This window comes from Gammaproteobacteria bacterium (assembly GCA_040183005.1).
Classification (GTDB): domain Bacteria; phylum Pseudomonadota; class Gammaproteobacteria.
Window position 1 is genome coordinate 103,703 of the sequence record JAMPIW010000004.1, and the last position, 20,400, is coordinate 124,102.

General features: G+C 56.8%; 16 protein-coding genes. 7 read left to right on the forward strand and 9 right to left on the reverse strand.

Features of this window, described 5'->3' with window-relative positions:
- Positions 1-245 precede the first annotated feature (245 nt).
- From M3A44_04630 to M3A44_04645, 4 genes are read right to left on the reverse strand one after another with little or no spacing between them, the layout of a single operon-like run.
- A complete protein-coding gene (locus M3A44_04630) occupies positions 246-1,712 on the reverse strand; it encodes a putative DNA binding domain-containing protein (GenBank protein MEQ6340942.1) in 1,467 nt (488 codons plus the stop codon).
- Positions 1,709-2,959 (reverse strand): putative DNA binding domain-containing protein, encoded by a 1,251-nt coding sequence (locus M3A44_04635; protein MEQ6340943.1) that lies wholly within the window; start codon positions 2,957-2,959, stop codon positions 1,709-1,711. Before M3A44_04635 ends, M3A44_04630 begins: the two co-directional genes overlap by 4 nt.
- A 6-nt stretch (positions 2,960-2,965) precedes the next feature.
- On the reverse strand, positions 2,966-5,791 hold the full coding sequence (locus M3A44_04640) for an SNF2-related protein (protein MEQ6340944.1): 2,826 nt from the start codon (positions 5,789-5,791) through the stop codon (positions 2,966-2,968).
- Positions 5,788-5,976, reverse strand: coding sequence for a ribbon-helix-helix domain-containing protein (locus M3A44_04645; GenBank protein MEQ6340945.1), 189 nt, complete (start codon positions 5,974-5,976; stop codon positions 5,788-5,790). Before M3A44_04645 ends, M3A44_04640 begins: the two co-directional genes overlap by 4 nt.
- A 317-nt stretch (positions 5,977-6,293) precedes the next feature.
- Here M3A44_04645 and mnmG point away from each other — a divergent pair, with 317 nt between their 5' ends.
- Positions 6,294-8,177 (forward strand): tRNA uridine-5-carboxymethylaminomethyl(34) synthesis enzyme MnmG, encoded by a 1,884-nt coding sequence (gene mnmG, locus M3A44_04650; GenBank protein MEQ6340946.1) that lies wholly within the window; start codon positions 6,294-6,296, stop codon positions 8,175-8,177.
- A gap of 134 nt (positions 8,178-8,311) precedes the next feature.
- Here mnmG and M3A44_04655 read toward each other — a convergent pair whose 3' ends face one another.
- A complete protein-coding gene (locus M3A44_04655) occupies positions 8,312-8,494 on the reverse strand; it encodes a transposase (GenBank protein MEQ6340947.1) in 183 nt (60 codons plus the stop codon).
- A 159-nt stretch (positions 8,495-8,653) separates the two neighbouring features.
- Between M3A44_04655 and M3A44_04660 the strand changes: the two genes are divergently transcribed.
- On the forward strand, positions 8,654-9,343 hold the full coding sequence (locus M3A44_04660) for a CAAX prenyl protease-related protein (GenBank protein ID MEQ6340948.1): 690 nt from the start codon (positions 8,654-8,656) through the stop codon (positions 9,341-9,343).
- A 179-nt stretch (positions 9,344-9,522) separates the two neighbouring features.
- Here M3A44_04660 and topA read toward each other — a convergent pair whose 3' ends face one another.
- The 4 genes from topA to M3A44_04680 all read right to left on the reverse strand — a co-directional run bounded on the left by topA (position 9,523) and on the right by M3A44_04680 (position 14,719).
- Positions 9,523-11,832 carry a type I DNA topoisomerase gene (gene topA / locus M3A44_04665; protein MEQ6340949.1) on the reverse strand — a complete coding sequence of 770 codons (2,310 nt, stop codon included), beginning with the start codon at positions 11,830-11,832 and terminating at the stop codon, positions 9,523-9,525.
- Positions 11,833-11,932: 100 nt separating this feature from the next.
- Positions 11,933-12,412: a DUF494 family protein gene (locus M3A44_04670; protein ID MEQ6340950.1), complete on the reverse strand. Its 480-nt coding sequence runs from the start codon at positions 12,410-12,412 to the stop codon at positions 11,933-11,935.
- Between the two features lie 17 nt (positions 12,413-12,429).
- Positions 12,430-13,575 carry a DNA-processing protein DprA gene (gene dprA / locus M3A44_04675; GenBank protein MEQ6340951.1) on the reverse strand — a complete coding sequence of 382 codons (1,146 nt, stop codon included), beginning with the start codon at positions 13,573-13,575 and terminating at the stop codon, positions 12,430-12,432.
- Between the two features lie 64 nt (positions 13,576-13,639).
- On the reverse strand, positions 13,640-14,719 hold the full coding sequence (locus M3A44_04680) for a LysM peptidoglycan-binding domain-containing protein (GenBank protein MEQ6340952.1): 1,080 nt from the start codon (positions 14,717-14,719) through the stop codon (positions 13,640-13,642).
- A gap of 95 nt (positions 14,720-14,814) precedes the next feature.
- Here M3A44_04680 and def point away from each other — a divergent pair, with 95 nt between their 5' ends.
- The 5 genes from def to M3A44_04705 are packed head-to-tail and all read left to right on the forward strand — an operon-like array spanning position 14,815 to position 20,368.
- Positions 14,815-15,318, forward strand: a complete 504-nt coding sequence (gene def, locus M3A44_04685) for a peptide deformylase (GenBank protein ID MEQ6340953.1) — start codon at positions 14,815-14,817, stop codon at positions 15,316-15,318.
- A gap of 21 nt (positions 15,319-15,339) precedes the next feature.
- A complete protein-coding gene (gene fmt, locus M3A44_04690; protein ID MEQ6340954.1) occupies positions 15,340-16,287 on the forward strand; it encodes a methionyl-tRNA formyltransferase in 948 nt (315 codons plus the stop codon).
- Positions 16,284-17,579, forward strand: a complete 1,296-nt coding sequence (gene rsmB, locus M3A44_04695; protein ID MEQ6340955.1) for a 16S rRNA (cytosine(967)-C(5))-methyltransferase RsmB — start codon at positions 16,284-16,286, stop codon at positions 17,577-17,579. Before fmt ends, rsmB begins: the two co-directional genes overlap by 4 nt.
- 21 nt (positions 17,580-17,600) lie before the next feature.
- Positions 17,601-18,185: a DUF4390 domain-containing protein gene (locus M3A44_04700; protein MEQ6340956.1), complete on the forward strand. Its 585-nt coding sequence runs from the start codon at positions 17,601-17,603 to the stop codon at positions 18,183-18,185.
- Positions 18,167-20,368, forward strand: a complete 2,202-nt coding sequence (locus tag M3A44_04705) for an ATP-binding protein (GenBank protein MEQ6340957.1) — start codon at positions 18,167-18,169, stop codon at positions 20,366-20,368. The genes M3A44_04700 and M3A44_04705 overlap by 19 nt, the downstream gene beginning before the upstream one ends.
- Positions 20,369-20,400: the final 32 nt, after the last annotated feature.

Here is a 20,400-nt window from a genome sequence, read left to right on the forward strand (position 1 = left end):
TACACGTTAACATTTTGATTTTTAGTGTGAATATCTATTTTAGGAAAGGCCGTTCCCTGCGCTGGTCAAGCACCCATCAAGCAAATTCCTACTGATTCGATGTGGGTTCTTGGCATTATGAATTAAATGGACATCAAGCAAGTTGTCTGTCATTAACTTATTGAAATAGAAGAAAAAGCGGCTCTGCAAGGGGCGGCCAGCCCCTCGCTCTGTCAAGCACCCGTCAAGCAAATGCTTTTTCATGGCTAGGCCCACCATGGCAGGTATTTTTTTGCTTTGGTGCCAACGGTCTCGTCATAGCAGCGGATCAATCCGGCATCTGATGTCTCTTTGATGATTCGGGAGGCTGTGGCGCGGTTTTTGTCCTCTATGCCAAACCGCTCCCGCAGGGTGGTATTGGTCATATAGTCCCGTTGCACATACTTCAGGCAGGCATGGAGGTAACAGGCGCGGATGCGGTCCTCTTTGTCCATATTTTTCAGGTCGCGGTGGGCGAAGAGGATGGCGCGGGTGTGCTCGTCTGTGGTTTCAAACAGCGGCGCGGGCAGTTGATAGAATTCGGTCTGGAAGACCACCTTGTCTACACCGCTGCCGCGCTCTTCGCAGACCCCGATTCGGCGCATGAACGAAGCCAGTGCTTCGTTGCGGGATTTGGGTGGGCTGTCCAGAAAGCGGTCGGTTTTGACCAAGGGCAGGCCGGGGTTGGTGATCTCCATGCGATTGGAGAATATCTCGACCATCGGCGCGGTGCCGGTGGCGTGAAAGTCCTGATGGATGATGGCGTTGGCCACCAGCTCGCGGATGGCTAGCTCCGGGAACATGGGTATCTCTTTGCGCAGTGCCTGGCCGATGACTTCGTTGCTGGGTAGCAGGTTGGTAACAAAGTCGATCAATCCCTCAAATCCGGCAGCGTAGCCTTTTGTCCCCTCCTGTTCGCGGATGGTTTCGACCTTGTTTTCACCTTTGTACAGCACTACCCGCACCGCCTTGCGTTTGAGATGGCGAAAATCCCCGAGCCGTTTGGCAAAGAGCACGGCACCCAGGTTAGTGATATTCCATTTGCCGCTTTGGCCCGTGGTAATCATCTCATCTGCTTTTAATGCGGCGAGGATGCCGTCCCGTCCTTCAGGGAGTGGCAGTGAGAGTAGGTCGAAATAGGCTGGATAGTCGAGCAGACGTAGCACGTCATCGCTACTGATGTTCTCAGCTGCGATTTCCAACTCAAACGGTGTTCGATCAAAGATGCGCCATAGCTCACGTGCCTTTTCAGGAAACTCCTTGAGTTTTTTCTTGTAGGAGCCTATGCGGATGAACTCGTTGTTTTTGAATTGTACGGGGTGACGTGAGGCTGCACTGATTTCCAGCATCACCACAGGTTGCTCACCCACTTGCAGGGTGTGAAAGCGGAAATTGATTTTGGGGTTGAGCAGGCGCAGCAGCCAGCTTTCCAGTTCTTCATTGCCAATCTTTGTCGATGCAGGTTTGAAGATTGTGCCAATGATGTCGTGGGTGTCGTTATCTACACCCCATACCAGCCAGGCACTGATTTTCCCCAGCAAGGCGGCTGAGTTTGATAGGGCGGAGATGTATTCGCCGATCTCATCCGGTTCGTCGTTATTATGTTTGAACTCCACCCATTCAGTTTCATTCGGAAGTTTACGCAGCTCCTGGAGGATGCTGAGGAGGTATTCTGTCGGACGATCAATGGTCATGCGCCGACTCCAGGGGTGGTAGCAGCATAGATAGTCAGTTGCAGCTCTTCCCCCACGAGTTGGTATTCCGGCTTTTTACCAGAGAGTTGTTCTGATTCCCGTACGATAAGAGGCACGCCTTCCCCTCGTTTGTCCATCATCATGGCGCGTTCTACATTGGGGTTGTCGATGGTGCAGCGGGCCAGCAGGGTGGCGATGAGTTGGTTGCGGGTGGCTTGGCGTAGCTCCAAATCATCCACTTCCAGGGTGTTGACCAGTGCACCGGGAGAGGCGATCACCAGCCGGTCACTAAACATGTGAAGACGGATTTTGCTGCCAGGTATGGCGTAGTCGCGATGGGCGACGGCGTTGACCAGAGCCTCGAACAATGCCTTGAGGCTGTACTGTGGGATGTCTTTGCGGCCAATAATTTTGGTGGCGGCGGTTTTCATGTTGCGTTCAACAAAGGCGAGTGCCTGAATTACCTGCTGATCCAGTGGGCCGCAGAGATCCTGTGCATCCAGTTGGTCATTGGCGTCACGGTGTTGGCCGCGATAACAGACCGCTTGAATATAGGCGCCTGGCAACCATTGCTCGGGAGTGGTGGTGGCCATGAGCACGCCGGCGACACTGAGGCGGGTGTTTTTGTCGTCATCCTCGGTTAGCAGCTTGAGTTTGCGTAGTTGCAGGGCAGCGGGTTGGTCACCACGTAAAAAACGATGGGCCAGCGGCTGGTCCAGATCGGTCTCTGTGGTGCGGGGCACGGGTTGTTCATCAAACCAGATCATGCGGGCTTGGCTGCGTTGCATCAGTAAGCGTGCCAGGTAGTCGGGGGTCATTTCACGCTTTGATTCGTTGATGCGGTGGTAATAGCGGCCACGGCTGGTATGGACAAATAGACTTTTGTCGATCTGCACATAAATTACTGGGTGCTGGTTGCCTTGGTGATCGGGCAGTTCGATGATGCGGGTATAGACGTTAAGTTGTGGGGTGATATTGTCCTGACAGGCGCCTGTTATCCGTTTTTGCACAGCATCAATTTTATCTTCAGGGATACCCAGAACTTCACGAGTTTTATCATCCACTCCGAGAATGACATAGCCGCCTTTGGCGTTGGCAAAGGCGGCAAATTCGCTGGCCAGGTCACTTTGTTCGGGGCCATCGACTTTATTGCCTTTAAATGTGACCCGTTTGAATTCGTAACGGGAATCTTCACCCAGGCGAATCTGGTAGAGCAGTTCTCTGACCAAGCGTTCTCTTTCCATCATCGTTGTTTACCCGTTTAGTTTCCAACGCAGCGTAAAGAGGCGTTCGCGCTGTTGGGTCATGGCCAGCTTGTCATCAATTTCATCCAGCAGGCGATCCTCTTCAGCTTCGATCTGTTTTTTCTCTTCATGATAGTTGAGCATGGCATTGTCGCGTTCGCGCTCTAATTGTTTGAGTGCCCGTTGTGCGTCACGTTTTTCCGCGAGTGTGGGCAGTTGACGGATGGCCTTGCGCTGCTCTTTTATCTCCTGGTCGAGCTGTTTGATGCGGATGTCCAGCGCCAGGCGGCGGTCCTCGGCCCAGCGCTCCAGTTTTTCGGTTTCATCGGTGTAGTAGCGGTTCAGATCCTGGTCGACGCGGGTTTTTACTTGATGCTCCTGTTCGTTGAGCAAGTTGATCAGCGCTGTTTCGTGATGCAACGTAGTGGCTGTGCCGGCCTGCTGCGCGGGTTGCAGTAACAGTCGATCAACCGTATCGCTGGGCAGGCTCTCTCCGCTGTCGGTAATTGCCACCAGCAGCAGATGTTCCAGCTGTTGGGTTTGCATGGTGTAGGTGAGTTTTTCCACTGCCAGTTCACCAGAGCTACCCACCAGGCTGAGCAGATCGGAGAATTGGCCATCTTCATGGGGTTGGTAGGTAAACAGCAGCTCAGGGTTGCTGCTGAGCGATTTGAGTTGTGCTGCGCACTGATCAATGAGTGTCTTGCCAAAGCCATCGTAGGGGCGAAAAAACTGGGCGTCGGTGTCGGCAGCGTTACGCCAATCCACGTCATAGCTTTGGCCTTGGTGAGTAACCCGGCTGTGGTTGAACTGGGCCTGCGGCAACGCCATACGGGCGAGGTGCAGCAATCTGTCTTGGTACTCACTCAGCTTCTGTTTGGTTTTTTCGCGGGTGATGTTGAGCTGCTTGATGACAGTGGCGTCAAGCTTTTCGAAGAGTGATTTTCGGGTCTCCTTGGTGCGGGCTTCAATCTCCTCTTTTAGCTCTTCCTGCAGACGATTGAACTCAAACTCTATCTGCTGATCATTCCGGCACTGTTGGTAGATCTCCAGAATGCGCCGCTCGATATCAACACCCGATTCGATGGAGCCGAGGATTTCGTCGGAGGCACCAAACACCCCTTCGAACAGGCTGAATTTTTCGCTTAACAGCTCAAATACCCGCTCGTCAGCACGGTTACCTTTGTTGATGAAGTTCACTACGACCACATCGTGCTTCTGCCCGTAACGGTGTACACGGCCAATGCGTTGTTCTACCCGTTGCGGGTTCCAGGGGAGGTCATAATTGATCAATAGTGAGCAGAATTGCAGGTTGATACCCTCTGCCCCCGCTTCAGTACAGATCATGATGGCGGCATCGTCACGGAATTTGTCTACCAGCGCCGCCTTCATATCAGCCGTTTTTGAGCCGGAGGTGCGCGAGGAGCCGCGATGGCGCTCTTCCCACTCTTTGTAGATCTGTTTGGAGGTAGAGTCACTGTTGCTGCCGTTGAGCATGACGATCTTGTCTTGATAGCCATTGTTAGCGAGCAGGTTGAATAGCCAGGATTGGGTCCTGACAGATTCGGTGAAAATAACCGCTTTGCGTTGACCGCCCAGGCGTTCGGTCATATCAAAGGCGCGGCCCAATACGCGCAACAGTGCGTCGGCCTTGGCATTGCGGGAGATGTTGCTGGCCAGGGATTTGAAGTCTTTGAGTTGGTTGATCTCGTCCTGCAGCATCTCGGGGTCGATGAGTTCCTGCTCCTCCATGTCACTTTCATCCAGCAGGTCATCCAGCGTATCAAAATCTTCCAGCGCTTCAGCCACGGAGAGTTTGTTTTCCAGCCGGGTAATCATGGTTTCCAGGGTGCCCTGAATGGCGTAGCTGGATGAAGCCAGAATCTTGCGAATGACGAGCGATACCAGATGGCGAGCACCGCTCTTGATTGCCAGAGTATCGCCTTGCAGATACTCGGAAAACTGCCGGTAGAGTTCCAGTTCATCGCTGGATGGGCGAAAATCTTCGGTCATGGAGAAGCGGCGGGTAAAGTTGATACCACCCTCTTCCTGGACCTGTCGGCGAAGAGTGCGGTGGCAAACCTTGGTAAGCCGCGAGCGCAGCAGTGCAAATTCGGTTTCGTCCAGCTTGGGTTTGCAGTAGCGCGAACGGAAGGAGTTGAGATCACCAAAAAAGTGAGGGTCAACGACAGACACTAGGCCATATAGCTCTTGCAGATTATTCTGCAATGGCGTGGCTGAGAGCAGCACCTTTTGGCGGGTGGTAAGCGCGTCATTGAGTCTTTTAGCTGTTTTGGCCCCCTCTTTTTTGTAGATGTTGCGAAGTTTGTGGGCTTCATCAAACACCACAAGATCCCAGAGGATCATGGCAAGCTCTTTGTCCTTGCGTGATGCAAACTCATAGGAGCAGATAACAATTGCTTGCTGATCAAAGGCGATTTCCACGTCGAACGGGTTGCCTGCACCATCTTTTCGGGCTTGGTTGAAGTTTTTGGCTTCGAGGATGTGAGTGGGTAGCGAGAACTTCTCTTCCAGCTCCTGGCTCCACTGTTTGCGCAGGGTGGCGGGAACAATCAATAGCAGTTTGCGGCGATGTTCTGCCCACTTTTGGCTAATGACCAGGCTGGCTTCGATGGTTTTCCCCAAGCCTACTTCGTCGGCAAGAATGACACCTTGAGAGAGCGGGGACTCCAGTGCAAAGAGCGCCGCCTCAATCTGGTGAGGGTTCATATCCACCTTGGCGCTGGCAATGGTCTGCGTGAGCGACTCTTCTGCTTTGCCCTCCAGCGATAGCCAATGTGCGAGGTAGGCTGATTGGTAGGGGGTAAAGTTCAAGGGTGGTTCTCCTTGGGCGTGACATTTAGCGGGCTAAATTTCTGCTCTTTACCCACTTTGTCCAGGAATTCCCCTACCGCTTGACGAACCATCCAGGCAACAGAGAGTCCATTGGCCTCAGCCAAGGCCAGAAGCTGCTTATGTTGGTCTTGCGAAAGAGAGACAGTGGTTCGAACGGATTTCATGGTTTCACCGGATTGCATCACCTTGCATCATTGTACTTCTTTGGAGCTGAACTTCCACCAATTCGTGTCACTCAGCGTATGACACCGTTGGTTATCGTTCGGTATCAACGCTAAAGAAAAAACCCTACGAAACAGCAATACATTATTTTTTGGTTTTGAAAATTATTGCTGCCGATCAGCGAAAACAATCGGGGGGCGATAGTCGGCGATGGCACAGGGCTGGTTCAGATACATCCTGTTGCGCAAAATCTAGCAGCAGGCATTTCTCTCAAAAATGGTAAAATGCTTAAATTAATCACTACGCTGGAACATCAGCCATGAATCACCAAGACACCTTTGATGTCATCGTCGTCGGCGGCGGCCATGCGGGAACCGAGGCGGCCCTGGCCGCCGCGCGCATGGGCATGCGCACCCTGCTGTTGACACACAACATCGAAACCGTGGGCCAAATGAGCTGCAACCCTGCCATTGGCGGCATTGGCAAGGGCCACTTGGTCAAGGAGATCGATGCGCTGGGCGGACTGATGGCACATGCCGCGGATCTCGCCGGTATCCAGTTCCGCATCCTTAACGCCAGCAAGGGCCCAGCGGTGCGCGCCACGCGCGCCCAGGCCGACCGGGTGCTATACAGGCAGGCAGTGCGCATGGCGGTCGAGCAGCAGGCCAACTTGCGCGTGTTCCAGCAGGCAGTGGATGACCTGATCGTGGAGCATGGACGGGTGACAGGTGTGGTGACGCAGATGGGTCTGCGCTTCGCGGCGCGCGCGGTGGTGCTAACGGTGGGTACCTTCCTCGGCGGGCGCATCCACATTGGTTTGTCCAATTATGAAGGCGGGCGCGCCGGCGACCCGCCCGCCAACGCGCTGTCACGGCGGCTGCGTGAGTTGCCGTTCCGCGTCGAGCGCCTCAAGACCGGCACGCCGCCGCGCATTGACGGGCGCAGCATCGACTACAGCAAACTTGTCGCCCAGCCCGGCGACGATCCCGTACCGGTGTTTTCCTATCTTGGCTCGCCTTCCGAACATCCGCGCCAGGTGCCGTGCCATATCACCGCCACCAACGAACGCACCCACGAGATCATCCACGGCGGGCTGTCCCGTTCGCCGATGTATACCGGCGTGATCGAAGGCATAGGCCCGCGTTATTGCCCATCGGTGGAAGACAAGGTGGTGCGCTTTGCCGATAAGACCTCGCACCAGATTTTTGTCGAGCCAGAAGGGCTGACCACGCACGAGGTCTACCCCAACGGCATCTCCACCAGTCTGCCGTTCGACGTGCAGCATGATCTGGTGCGCTCCATCCGTGGTTTCGAGAACGCGCATATCACACGCCCCGGCTACGCCATCGAATACGACTTCTTCGACCCGCGCGATCTCAAACCCTCGCTTGAGACAAAACACCTCTCCGGGCTGTTCTTCGCCGGGCAGATCAACGGCACCACCGGCTATGAAGAGGCTGCGGCACAGGGCCTGATCGCGGGCCTGAATGCCGCGCGGCAGGTACAGGATCAAGAGCCGTGGTGCCCACGCCGCAATGAGGCCTATGTCGGCGTGCTGATCGACGACCTGATCACGCGCGGCACCAGCGAGCCGTACCGCATGTTCACCAGCCGCGCTGAATACCGCCTGCTGCTGCGCGAAGACAATGCCGACCTGCGTCTCACCACCGCAGGGCGTGAGTTGGGCCTGGTGGACGACGTGCGGTGGCGCGCCTTCGAGGAAAAACGCGAAGCCATCGAACGCGAAACGCTGCGCCTGCAATCCACCTGGCTGCGCCCGGAAACGCTGCCGCAAGCCGATGCAGCACGGGTGATAGGTGGACAGCTCGCGCGCGAATACAGCCTGCTGGACCTACTGCGCCGCCCGGAAGTGACCTATGATACCCTGATGACCCTGCCTGGGGCCGGACCTTCAGTGACAAACGCCAAAGTAGCAGAACAGGTAGAAATCCAGACCAAATATTCCGGCTACATAGACCGCCAGTACGACGAGATCGAACGCAGCCGCCGCAATGAAGAGACAACCCTGCCCGAAGACATTGATTACAGCAAGGTGCGCGGCCTGTCCAACGAAGTGCGCCAGAAGTTCACCACACAGCGCCCGGCCACCCTCGGCCAGGCCGCGCGCATCCCCGGTGTCACACCAGCGGCGGTGTCATTGCTGCTGGTACACCTGAAAAAGCGTTCGGCGAATAGTGGATAACGATGGAATAATATTGGGCTCCTCAGCAAAATATGTGGGTAAATTCAGGTTCGGGTAAAGCGCCAAGCGTATGATACAAAGCGATTTCTGCACCATGGAACGTTCGAAAGCTGAAGCCTTTCTGGAGGTCAGTTTTACCTTGGCATTGAATCCCTCCACGACACGCTGGAGAGTTGCTCTTTGGCTCGGAACCAGTTGAGCAACAGCGCCCGATGATTGCGCAGCATCCGCGCAACTTTTTTCATCGGCTCAATCTTCGATCGCGTTGTCTTCGTACACCAGTTGCCTAGAAATTTGCCTACCCAACAGGACGAGATGTAACTCCAGAAGAGCTGGAACTCCAGAAGAGCTGGAACTCCTCACATCAACCGCTTGAAAGCCAGAGAATGGAAAAAGCCAGCCCAGGCAAAGGGAGATAGAAAACACTGAAGGTTGAGTGACATAATACCTCACCGTCACCCTGATAAAACGCATTCATGAGTCCAATTTCGCGCCCCGCCTTTAGCCGTATTTTTCCCTTTGCGATTTATATTGCCTTTTTGACCATTGCCTCCGGCATGTCCACTTTGCAGGATATGGGCTATATCAAAGACTGGGATTTGCGCTGGCTATATCCTGTCAAGGTGGGGTTGGTGTTGCTGGCACTGCTCTGGCTATGGCGCCATTATTCTGAGCTTTCCAGGCCAGTCAGCGCAAAGGTGAGTGACTGGGCCGCTGCGGGGATCACGGGTATTGTGGTTTTTGTGATCTGGATTAACCTGGATCAAACGTGGGCGACGATGGGCAGCGAGTCGCGCGGGTTCAATCCGGTCTCCGAAGGGGGTGAGATTGACTGGATGCTGGTGGCTTTTCGTCTGATGGGCGCAGCCCTGATAGTGCCCATCATGGAAGAGTTGTTCTGGCGTTCGTTTGTGATGCGCTGGATAGATAATCCGGATTTTCTTCGCCTCAATCCAGATCAGATAAGCATTAAGTCATTTGTGATTACCTCGGTACTTTTTGGTATCGAGCACAATCTGTGGCTGGCTGGCATCATTGCCGGCATTGCCTATGGTTGGCTATACAAGCGCAGCGCCAATCTTTGGGTTCCTGTATTTTCACATGCCATCACCAACGGCCTGCTTGGCATCTGGGTGATCTATTCCGGAAATTGGCAGTTCTGGTGAGGCAATTCTAGCTGGGCTAGGAAAGTTGCGCCATTTTATTTCCCTTCTCTGTGGTTGCGATTGTTGCCGTAGGCAGGATAATGCCGGCTGTGCGACGGTAGCGTCTCATCTGCCAGTAGCGGACTCACCAAGCAGGTGAGTCCGTGCATTGCCACGAAGAGTGAGCTGCTGTTGCAGGTTCAAGATTCCGCCGTTTCCCCTACCTCATACGGCTCAGCATAGCCACATTCCTTCTGCGGGCAGACCTTTTCCGTGCCGCGGCGCTTGGTAGTTTTGATGGTCATCACCGGCCATTGGCATTTTGGGCAGGGTTCGCTGAGGGGTTCGTTCCACACCGCATAGTTGCAATCCGGGTAGGTGGAGCAAGAGTAGAAGATCTTGCCGTAGCGTGACTTGCGCTTGAGCAGGCTGCCTTTGTGGCATTGTGGGCATTCCACACCCGTGTCGGCGGGTTTCTCCAGGGGTTCGATGTGTTTGCAGGCAGGGTAATTGCTGCAACCGATGAACTTGCCATAGCGGCCCTGGCGGAAGATAAGCGGAGATTCGCACTTGGGGCAGGTGCGGCCTTCCACGACTTCGGGTTCTGTCGCAGCGCCCGCTTCTTCATTGAGATTGCGGGTGTAATCGCACTCCGGGTACGTGGTGCAGCCGATGAACCGTCCGCGTTTTCCGAGGCGGATTGAAAGCGGTTTGCCGCATTTGGGGCAGGCTTCGTCCAGCGCCTCCTGAGTGACATCCTGGCGCTTAACGTTCTCTTCAGTAGTGTCGACCTGGGCCTTGAAGGGTGTCCAGAAGTCGCGCAGGAGCGGCACCCAGTCTTTTTCACCGCGCGACACTGCGTCGAGCTCGTCTTCGAGATGGGCGGTGAAATCGTAATCCACGTAACGCGTGAAATACTCGGTGAGGAACTTGTTGACAATGCGCCCCACGTCGGTGGGCTTGAAGCGCCGCTTGTCCAGCTCCACATACTCGCGCTGCTGGAGCGTGGAGATGATGCTCGCATAGGTGGAGGGGCGGCCGATGCCGTGTTCTTCGAGCGCCTTGATCAGGCTGGCTTCGCCATAACGCGGGGGTGGCTCGGTGAAATGCTGTTCGGGCTGGATGGCAAGCAGGTCAATCTTTTCCCCGGCCAACAGCACGGGGAGGCGACGTTCATCCTCACCTTCTTTGCCTTCTTCCTTGCTGTCGTCCACGCTCTCTTGATACACCGCCATGAAGCCGGGGTGGACTATGGTGGAGCCGTTGGCGCGGAACAGATTGCCTTCGCCTGCGCTCATGTCGACGCTCACGGTGTCGAGGGTGGCGTGGATCATCTGGCAGGCGATGGTGCGCTTCCAGATCAGGTCATACAGCTTGTACTGATCGGCGGTCAGGCTGTCCTTGATCGACTCCGGTGCGCGTTCCGCAGCAGTGGGGCGTATCGCCTCGTGGGCCTCTTGGGCATTTTTGGATTTTGTTTTGTAAACGTGCGGTTGCTCAGGCACGTTGTCGCTGCCGAAACGGGTGGCAATGAGGCTGCGGATATCGTCCAGCGCCTCGGCCGCCAGGCTCACCGAGTCGGTACGCATATAGCTGATCAAGCCCACCGCGCCACCGCCGATGTCGATACCCTCATAGAGCTGCTGGGCGAGGCGCATGGTGCGCTGGGCGGTAAAACCCAGTTTGCGCGATGCTTCCTGTTGCAACGTCGAGGTGGTAAACGGGGGTGAAGGATTGCGCTTGCGCTGTTTCTTCTCCACCTTGGCGACCACCAGGGCACCCGCTGCGGCGCGCAGCAATTCCTCTTCGATTTTGCCCGCCTGCTCACTATCGGTGACGCTGAACTGGCTGATTTTTTCGCCTTGATACTGGATGAGCTTGGCGCTGAAGCGGTCGCCTTTTTTGGCGAGATTGGCCAGGATCGTCCAGTATTCACGCGTTACGAATTTTTCAATCTCTTCCTCGCGCTCGACAATCATGCGTAGCGCCGGGCTTTGCACACGCCCGGCGGAGAGGCCGCGGCGGATTTTCTTCCACAGCAGCGGGGAGAGGTTGAAGCCCACCAGGTAATCCAGCGCGCGGCGCGCCTGCTGGGCGTTGACCAGCTCCATGGATATATCGCGTGGATTCGCCACGGCCTCGTTCACGGCGCGTTTGGTGATCTCATAGAACACCACGCGATGCACGGGTTTGTCCTTGATGAGTTTCTTTTCCTTGAGGATCTCCAGGAGGTGCCAGGAGATGGCTTCACCTTCACGGTCCGGATCGGTCGCCAGATAGAGCACGTCGGCCTTTTTCATGGCGCTGGCGATGGCATCGACGTGTTTTTCATTTCGTTCGATGGTCTGGTACTTCATGTCGAAGCTGTGTTCCGTGTCGACTGCGCCCTCCTTGGGCAGCAGGTCGCGCACATGACCGTAGGAGGCGAGGATATCGAAGTCCTTGCCCAGGTATTTTTTCAAGGTCTTGGCCTTGGCGGGCGATTCAACGATAAGGAGATTTTTGGGCATAAGTTATGTGGCCATAGGTGGCAGCCGCAAAAAGCCACAGGCAGCAAGCGATGGCCGAAACCCGCGCTTGTTGCCTGTAACGTGTGGCGTGCTAGTGCAATTAGTGTAAATTGTTGGGCATCTCGTCGAACACGAGGTCTTCCATCCAGGCGAAAGCGGCCTCCTGGCCGGGTTGGTTGAACAATACCATGAGGATCACCCACTTGAGCTGGGCGAGATCAATTTCTTCGCTCTCCAGTGCCATGACGCGGTCGATCACGAGTTCGCGGTTGGCTGGATCGAGCACGCCGAGCTGTTCCAGGAACAGCAGAAAGCCGCGGCACTCCAGGTCGAGCCGGTTCGTCTCCTGATGGGTGAAGACCCGAATCGAGTGGCTGGTGGTGAGCATGATCGGCGCGGCGTTTTCCCGCATCTGCGCCATGCCCTCCAGCCAGGTGAAGGCCTTGTCGATCTCGCCGTAGTGGAAGCCGGCCTCGATGAGCTCCTTCCTCAGCGCCTCCTGGTCAGGGGCAGTCTCCAGCTCGCCGTCGAGGTAGTTCTCGAACAGGTACATCAGGACATCCAACACATTTTCTTTCATTTCAGGACCTCCTGCGCTTAGCCTTTAACCCGGCGGGTGTAGCATCCGCCCGATGCCGATTCAACTATATTGTGCAATTCCAATACCAAAAGCATGGAGGAAACCTGCTCCGGCGTCAATCCACTGCGTTCCACGAGCGTATCTATGGAGGTGGGGGCGAAGTCGACGCAATCAAGCAGTTTCAATGAGTTATCGTCAAGATTAAGTCCAATGTCAGAGTTTTCACCGGAACATAATACAGTGTTATAAGCCGCATCCGATACCATTGGGCCGAGTTCTTCAAGGATATCCTGGACATTTTCGACCAGCTTTGCCCCTAGTCGAATCAGGGAATGACAGCCGCGCGCCAGGGGGTTATGGATGGAGCCGGGAATGGCGAACACCTCGCGCCCCTGCTCCGCCGCTAGGCGTGCAGTGATGAGTGAGCCGCTGGCGAGTGCGGCCTCCACCACCAGTGTGCCCAGGCTCAGGCCGCTGATAATGCGATTGCGGCGCGGGAAGTGTTCGGCCAGCGGTGGGGTGCCGGGCGCAAATTCAGAGACCAGCGCGCCGCGTTGGGCAATGCGGTGCGCCAGATCGCGGTGCCTGGCTGGATAGACGCGGTCCAGACCAGTGCCCGTGACGGCGATGGTGAGGCCCTCTCCATCAAGCGCGCCCTGGTGGCTGGCAGCGTCGATACCCAGCGCCAGACCACTTGTGACGGCTAATCCCACGCCGCACAAATGCCTTGCAAAGTCATGAGCGATTTCCCGTCCGGCGGCGGAGGGGTTGCGGCTGCCCACCAGCGCCAATTGCGAGGTTGCCAACACCGCCGGGTCACCATGCACGAACAGGAGCGGCGGCGGGTCGGCGATTTCGCGTAGTTGCGCAGGGTAAGCAGGGTCATGGAGCGTGAGTATGTGGTTGCCCAGCAGCTCCCCCCACGCAAGATCCTTTTCCACGGAGAGCCAATCGGGCTTGCGCAGATAGCCGGCGAGCGCCGCCGCGCCGCGTATGCCGCACGACGCCACCTGCTCTGGATCGGCCTCGAAAATGGCGCGCGGCGTCGAATAATGGCCGAGCAGCGCCAGGAATGTGACGGGGCCTACGCCTGGCGCCTTCAATAGGGCCAGCCAATAGCCTAGATCGTTTTTGTCACTTGCGCCCTTAAGGGTATAAGTCATTAGCTGGTAGCCGCTTGTCATTTGTTGCCAGGGTCAGAGCACCCTACCATCGCCGGCCCCTGGCTTACGGATTTTTCACCATATCATACAGCCGGATATCCCGCTCTGCCTGCATGACCAGGGCATAGCTCACACGTTCGAAGGTGCTAAACACCATGAGCAGCCCGGCACGCTCGTCAGGTAGTTTCACCATATTGCCCGTGCCGGGTTTGATCGTGTCGCGCACGGTGGTGCCGGATTGAAGCACAGCCAGCACATGGCCTGGCTCCATACCATCCCGCGCGCCCACGTTGAGCACTACCACCTGGTACCGGCCGATTTTGGATACACCGTCCGTTACTGCAATGATATTCCCGCTGGTTGGCTTTTCCGGTGCGTGCGGGAAGAAATCCCGTGCGGCGTCCTTTTCCTCTTGCGGGAACAAGTTATCGCCAATCAATGTCTCACGATAAGAGTTGGTGATGCGCAATGTCGTAGGGTCACCCGCGCGTTCCACGCTGGCATCGGCAACCTGGATGGCCTCATAGCCCAGGATATCTTCTTTTTTGGCACCGGGATTGCGGTATGCCTTGCCACGGTGGAATATGCCAAAGCGCGCGGTGGTCGCATCCGCCATCTTGCGCGCGTATATCTTGCTCCCCGCGCCGGTCGCCAGACGTCCTTCTTCAAATGCGACGACATAAGGTGCGTTTTCGGTCTCGCTCGCGCTCATTACACGTGCGCGCAACAGGAAGGGTTCGATGACATCCATGGCAATGGCGGGGATGGCGCTATTCATCCCGGAAACCCGGATCTGGGGAGATAGCTTTACCGTCGGCAGATGTGATGGCGCGGTTGCGGACTGTGCGGGGCGCTCGATTTGCAGCACCGGCTTGCCGTCTTTCATGCCCAGCACAATCACATCGCCCGGATAGATCAGGTGCGGGTTTTTGATCTCCGGGTTGATATGCCATACATCCGGCCAGCGCCAGGGGTCACGCAGGAAGCGTGCGGAGATGTCCCACAGCGTGTCGCCCTTGACCACCTTGTGGCGATCGGGATGACTGGGGTTGAGCGCTACAGTATCTGCCAGCGCGGCTGGCACGGTGGCGGTCCAGGCCAGGAGCGCGAAACACAGGCCCACCAAGGTCTTTTTGGTCAACATAATCGTCCTTATTGAATGTGGCGCGCAGAGCGCCTATCTATTATGATCACTTTCCTTATATCGGACTCATGTCGCATTAAGTTAACGGTTATCTGATGGCTATTCTTCCAATTCTGCATTATCCCGACCCGCGACTACGCAACAAGGCCGCTCCGGTCGCCAAGGTTGATGGTAAACTTCGCACCTTGATCGACGATATGTTCGAGACCATGTATCAGGCGCCGGGCATCGGTCTGGCGGCGCCCCAGGTTGATGTCGCCCTGCGTGTGCTCGTCATTGATATTTCGGAGCAGCGTAATGCGCCGTTATGTCTGATCAACCCAGAAATCCTGAGCAGGGAAGGTGTCGAGCAGACGGAGGAGGGTTGCCTCTCGGTGCCGGGGATTTACGAGCCGGTGCAGCGTGCCAAGTACATCAAGGTGCGCGCGCTGGACCGCAACGGCGCATCGTTTGAGATGGAAGCCGACGATCTGCTGGCCGTGTGTATTCAGCACGAGATAGATCACCTGGACGGCAAGCTGTTTGTCGATTATCTGTCTGTACTAAAACGGCAGCGCCTCCGCAAAAAGCTGGAAAAAGTGCGCCGCCAGACCATATAAGTAAAAAGTAAATAGAAAATCTTGAAATCCAAACTCAACATCATTTTTGCCGGTACGCCCGAATTCGCCGTCGCACCGCTGCGGGCATTGCTCGCAACGGAACATACGGTGTGCGCGGTATATACCCAGCCGGATCGCCCGGCAGGCCGGGGCCGCAAGCTCACTGCCAGCCCGGTCAAGTGTGTGGCGCTTGAGCGCGGCATTCCGGTGTATCAGCCCTCCAGCCTCAAGTCCGCAGATGAGCAAACACGGTTGCAGTCCTTGCAGGCTGATCTGATGGTGGTGGTTGCCTACGGCCTGATACTACCGCCCCCGGTACTGGAGGCGCCGCGTCTGGGCTGCGTGAATATTCACGCATCGCTTCTGCCGCGCTGGCGCGGTGCCGCGCCGCTCCAGCGCGCTATCCTCGCTGGCGATACTGAGACCGGCATTACCATCATGCAAATGGATGCGGGCCTGGACACCGGTGCCATGCTGGCGCGCGCATCCTGCCCCATTCTGGCGGATGACACCACGCAAACCCTGCACGACCGACTGGCGGCGCTGGGCGCGCAGATCCTGCTGCCGGTGTTGGAGCAGCTCGATAGCAGCACGGCACACGCAACGAAGCAGGATGACAGCCTGGCCTGTTATGCCGCCAAAATTGACAAGGCAGAGGCGGTGATTGATTGGTCGCGGCCCGCCGTGGAGCTGGAACGCAAGGTGCGCGCATTCAATCCCTGGCCAGTGGCGCGCACCCTCATGGGTGAGACACCGCTGCATGTCTGGGCGGCACAGGTGGTGGCCGGCGATGCCGGCCAGCCTCCGGGGACTATTCTGTCTGCCGGAAAAGAAGGCATTGATGTCGCCACGGGCGGCGGCATTCTGCGCCTGCTGCAACTCCAGGTGCCGGGCGGCCGCCCCATGCCGGTTGCCGATTTTATGAACGCCCATCGTGATTTGGTGGCTACAGGCATCATGCTCAAATGAAATCAAGAACCGTCGCCGCGAAGGTATTGTCTCAGGTGTTGGGCAAAGGGCGTTCGCTGGGGGGGATTCTTGCGCCTGCTCTTGCTCAGTTGCGCAAGGACGGAGAACGCGCATTGGCTCAGGAGATGTGTTACGGCGTGGTGCGCTGGTATCCGCGACTGGTTGCGATATTGGAGCGGCTCCTGAGCAAGCCGCTGAAAGAGCGCGACGCGGATGTGCGCAGCCTGCTGCTGCTGGGCTTGTATCAGATTATCTACATGCGCGTACCGGATCATGCCGCCGTGACCGAGACGGTGGCAGCTGCCAGGGACTTGGGTAAGCCGTGGGCGGGCGGGCTGGTGAACGCCGTTTTGCGCAATTATTTGCGCGATAGCGCCCACCTGCTGGAAGAGGTGGATCAAGACGAAGTGGCGGCGTTGGCCCATCCCGCATGGTTGCTGGAATTGTTCAAGAACGCCTGGCCGCACGACTGGCAGGCTATTGTCGCAGCCAATAACCAGCGTCCGCCGATGGCACTGCGCGTCAACGCCCGACATATGGAGCGCGATGCCTATCTGCGCATGCTGGCGGATGCCGGCATAGCCGCGTGTCCTGCGCCGCATGCCTCGCATGGGGTTATTCTGGAGCAGCCCACCGATGTTGAGCGCCTGCCCGGATTCAGCGAGGGGTGGGTATCGGTGCAGGACAGCGCGGCCCAGCTCGCAGCCGAGCTGCTCGATGTCCGGCCCGGCCAGCGCGTGCTCGACGCCTGCGCGGCGCCCGGTGGCAAGGCCGCGCATATCCTGGAGTTACAGCCTGGTATTGATCTGACGGCGCTGGATAGCGATGCTGTACGCTTGAAGCGTGTGGACGGAAATTTGAGGCGTTTGCAATTGCAGGCTCGTCTGATCGAGGGCGATGCCGCCCAGCCTGCTGCGTGGTGGGATGGCACCATGTACGACCGCATTCTGCTCGACGCACCGTGCTCGGCGACCGGTGTGATACGCCGTCATCCCGACATCAAAATCCTGCGCAGGCCTGACGATATCGCGGCACTGGCGGAGCTGCAAGGGCGGCTGCTGCAGGCGCTATGGCCCTTGCTGAAGCCGGGGGGGATGTTTTTGTATGCCACTTGCTCCATACTGCCACAGGAAAATGAGCAACAGGTAACACACTTTCTGACGGTGCAAACGGATTCTTGCGAAAAGGCTATCGATGCTTCGTGGGGCAATCCTAGGGAGGCCGGGCGGCAGATCCTGCCTGGCGAGAACGGCATGGACGGGTTTTATTATGCGTGTCTGCAAAAACCATAGGACTTCGTTGCTAAAAGCCTTATGAAAAACCGGCACGGCAACCCGTACTTATTAACGCTGCTCATGTTCATGATCGGCCTGATGTGTTTCGGCGTCGCTCGGGGTGAAAACTCAAATGGCGAATTCACTGTACGCAGCGCTGAAACAGAGTTAGTCGACAAGGTATACAGGCTCGACGCCCGCATCGACTATCAGCCCAGCGACCGGATGCTGGATGCGCTGCATAAAGGAATACCGCTGACCATCGCGATGGACATTGAGGTGTGGCGTAAACGGCAATATCTCTGGAACGAGCAAATCGCAGACGTAACACAACGCTACCAGCTTTCCTATCACGCACTGACGCGTCAATACCAGATAAAAAATCTCAATACCGGCATACAAAACAGTTTTCCAACGCTGCGCGCGGCCCTGGACGTGCTGGGCGCCGTTGATGATTTTCCGATGTTGGATCAGCAATTGCTGAGAGCCGGCGATACGTATGAGGCACGACTGCGCGCCCGTCTGGATATCGAGGCGTTGCCGGTGCCAATCCGTTTATTGGCCTATATCTATGCCGGATGGCGCGTAAGTAGCGAGTGGTACACATGGCCATTGCGGCTCTGAAACGCACCGGTTCGGGCGTTGTCCCGGTGATTCTGCTGTTTGTGCTGCTGCTGGTGTCACTCTACATGATGAGCAGTGCAACACAGAACTCGGCGGAGTTTGGCCGCCTCTATTCCGCCTTGCTGGTGATCAACATTCTGGAGCTGGTTATCCTGGTGGGGCTGATCGCCGCCAATCTTTATCGCCTGGTGCGCCAGTACCGGGCCGGCGTGGTGGGGTCGCGGCTCACCGCTCGGCTGGTGGTCATATTCGTGATCCTCTCCGTGGTGCCGGTGTCGCTAGTGTATTATTTCTCACTGGATTTTTTACGGCGCGGAATCGATAGCTGGTTTGACGTGCGCATCGAAAGGGCGCTGGGTGACGCACTGGAATTGAGCCGCACTACACTTGATGCGCGCATGAGTGACCAGTTGCGGCAAACCGAATTGATGGCCCGCGAGATGGAAGGCATCTCTAATGGTCAAGCCATTTTCGACTTGGATAAATTGCGCCAGCGCAGTGGAGCCTCTGATCTTACCTTGCTGACCCAGCATGGCCACATTCTCGCCATTAGCAGCGATGATCCAACCATGGCCGCCCCAACCCAGCCCAGTGAGGCGATATTGCAGCGAGTACGGCAGGGAATCACCTATGTCGGGCTCGATCCTATCCGCGACACCGGCCTTTATGTGCGTGCGGTGGTACCGGTCTCCAGTCTCGATCCAGGCACTCCTCCGCGCCTGCTTCAGGGGCTGTTCCCAGTCGCTGGGCGCATGAGTGAACTGGCCGAGGGCGTGCAATCTGTTTATGCCCGGTATCAGGAGCTGGGCTATATGCGCGAGCCACTCAAATTCAGTTTTACCCTGACTTTGTCGCTGGTGTTGTGGCTCAGCGTGCTCATGGCAGTATGGGCCGCATTCTTTTCGGCGCGGCGCTTGACGGAGCCGGTGCGAGTATTGGCGCTGGGTACGCGCGCAGTGGCAGCGGGCGATTATGACCAACGATTGCCCTCTTTGCCCAGTCATGACGAGTTGGGCTTTCTGGTGCAGTCATTTAATGACATGACACGCAAGATTTCGCTCGCCCGCGATGAGGCCCAGCGTAGTCATCTACAGGCCGAAACACAGCGCGCCTATCTGGAAGCGGTGCTCGATCGGCTATCCTCCGGTGTGCTGACAATGGATGGGCAACACATTCTGCGCACTGCAAACATTGCCGCGAGCCAGATTCTTGGAGCGGATCTAGACGATAATATTATTGGTGAGCCTCTAGATCAGCTTGGTAGCGTCTATCCGCATCTTGGCGGTTTTGCCAAGGCCCTTGCGCTGCACTTGACGGGAGAGCTGCGGGAATGGCGCGAGGAAGTGGTTTTATTTGGCGCAAGCGGACGACAGGTGTTGATGTGCCGCGGTGCACCGCTGTCCGACACGGAAGGCGACACGGGCGGACATGTGATCGTGTTCGATGACATCACAAACTTGATCCAGGCGCAGCGTGATGCAGCGTGGGGCGAAGTGGCCCGGCGTCTGGCGCACGAGATTAAAAACCCGCTCACGCCCATCCAGCTTTCCGCCGAGCGTTTGCGGCATAAATACCTCAAAACCATGAACGCAGAGGACGCGGATGTGCTGGACCGCTCCACCCATACCATCATCCAGCAGGTGCAGACCATGCAGGAAATGGTCAAGGCCTTTTCCGATTATGCGCGTGCGCCGAAACTGATGCTGCATCCGCTGGATCTGAATCGCCTGATCAGCGAGGTGCTTGATCTCTATCGCGGTGATGCAAGGGTGCGGACAAAGGCCCACCTCGATCCGCAACTGCCGCGCATTGAGGCCGATGCCGGACGCTTCCGGCAATTGCTGCACAACCTCATCAAAAACGCCCTCGATGCCATTGGTGAAAACGCGGGTTGCTGCGTTACCATCACAACGCAATGGCTGCACGAGCCGGATTTTCAGAGTGTCGAACTGCGCGTGCAGGACAATGGCCCAGGCATCACGCCGGAGATTCTCGCCCGACTTTTTGAGCCCGGGGTCAGCAGCAAAGCCAAGGGCGGTGGGCTGGGGCTGGCGATTGTAAAGAAAATCGTTGAAGAGCATGGCGGCGTGGTGTGGGCGGAAAATATCCCCGGCGACGGTGCCTGTATCGTGGTGCGCCTCCCGCTGCAAAGCACTGGAGCAACCGCGTGGACGCAGCCATGACATTTACCCTGAAGGGCATGAATACCCTAAAG

Coding starts and splice junctions, on each gene's coding strand:
- M3A44_04645 (MEQ6340945.1), bottom strand. CDS start 5,976: ATGAAATCCGTTCGAACCACTGTCTCTCTTTCGCAAGACCAACATAAG.
- M3A44_04700 (MEQ6340956.1), top strand. CDS start 17,601: ATGAAAAACCGGCACGGCAACCCGTACTTATTAACGCTGCTCATGTTC.
- M3A44_04705 (MEQ6340957.1), top strand. CDS start 18,167: ATGGCCATTGCGGCTCTGAAACGCACCGGTTCGGGCGTTGTCCCGGTG.
- M3A44_04660 (MEQ6340948.1), top strand. CDS start 8,654: ATGAGTCCAATTTCGCGCCCCGCCTTTAGCCGTATTTTTCCCTTTGCG.
- rsmB (MEQ6340955.1), top strand. CDS start 16,284: ATGAAATCAAGAACCGTCGCCGCGAAGGTATTGTCTCAGGTGTTGGGC.
- def (MEQ6340953.1), top strand. CDS start 14,815: ATGGCTATTCTTCCAATTCTGCATTATCCCGACCCGCGACTACGCAAC.
- dprA (MEQ6340951.1), bottom strand. CDS start 13,575: ATGACTTATACCCTTAAGGGCGCAAGTGACAAAAACGATCTAGGCTAT.
- topA (MEQ6340949.1), bottom strand. CDS start 11,832: ATGCCCAAAAATCTCCTTATCGTTGAATCGCCCGCCAAGGCCAAGACC.
- mnmG (MEQ6340946.1), top strand. CDS start 6,294: ATGAATCACCAAGACACCTTTGATGTCATCGTCGTCGGCGGCGGCCAT.
- M3A44_04635 (MEQ6340943.1), bottom strand. CDS start 2,959: ATGATGGAAAGAGAACGCTTGGTCAGAGAACTGCTCTACCAGATTCGC.
- M3A44_04680 (MEQ6340952.1), bottom strand. CDS start 14,719: ATGTTGACCAAAAAGACCTTGGTGGGCCTGTGTTTCGCGCTCCTGGCC.
- M3A44_04630 (MEQ6340942.1), bottom strand. CDS start 1,712: ATGACCATTGATCGTCCGACAGAATACCTCCTCAGCATCCTCCAGGAG.
- M3A44_04670 (MEQ6340950.1), bottom strand. CDS start 12,412: ATGAAAGAAAATGTGTTGGATGTCCTGATGTACCTGTTCGAGAACTAC.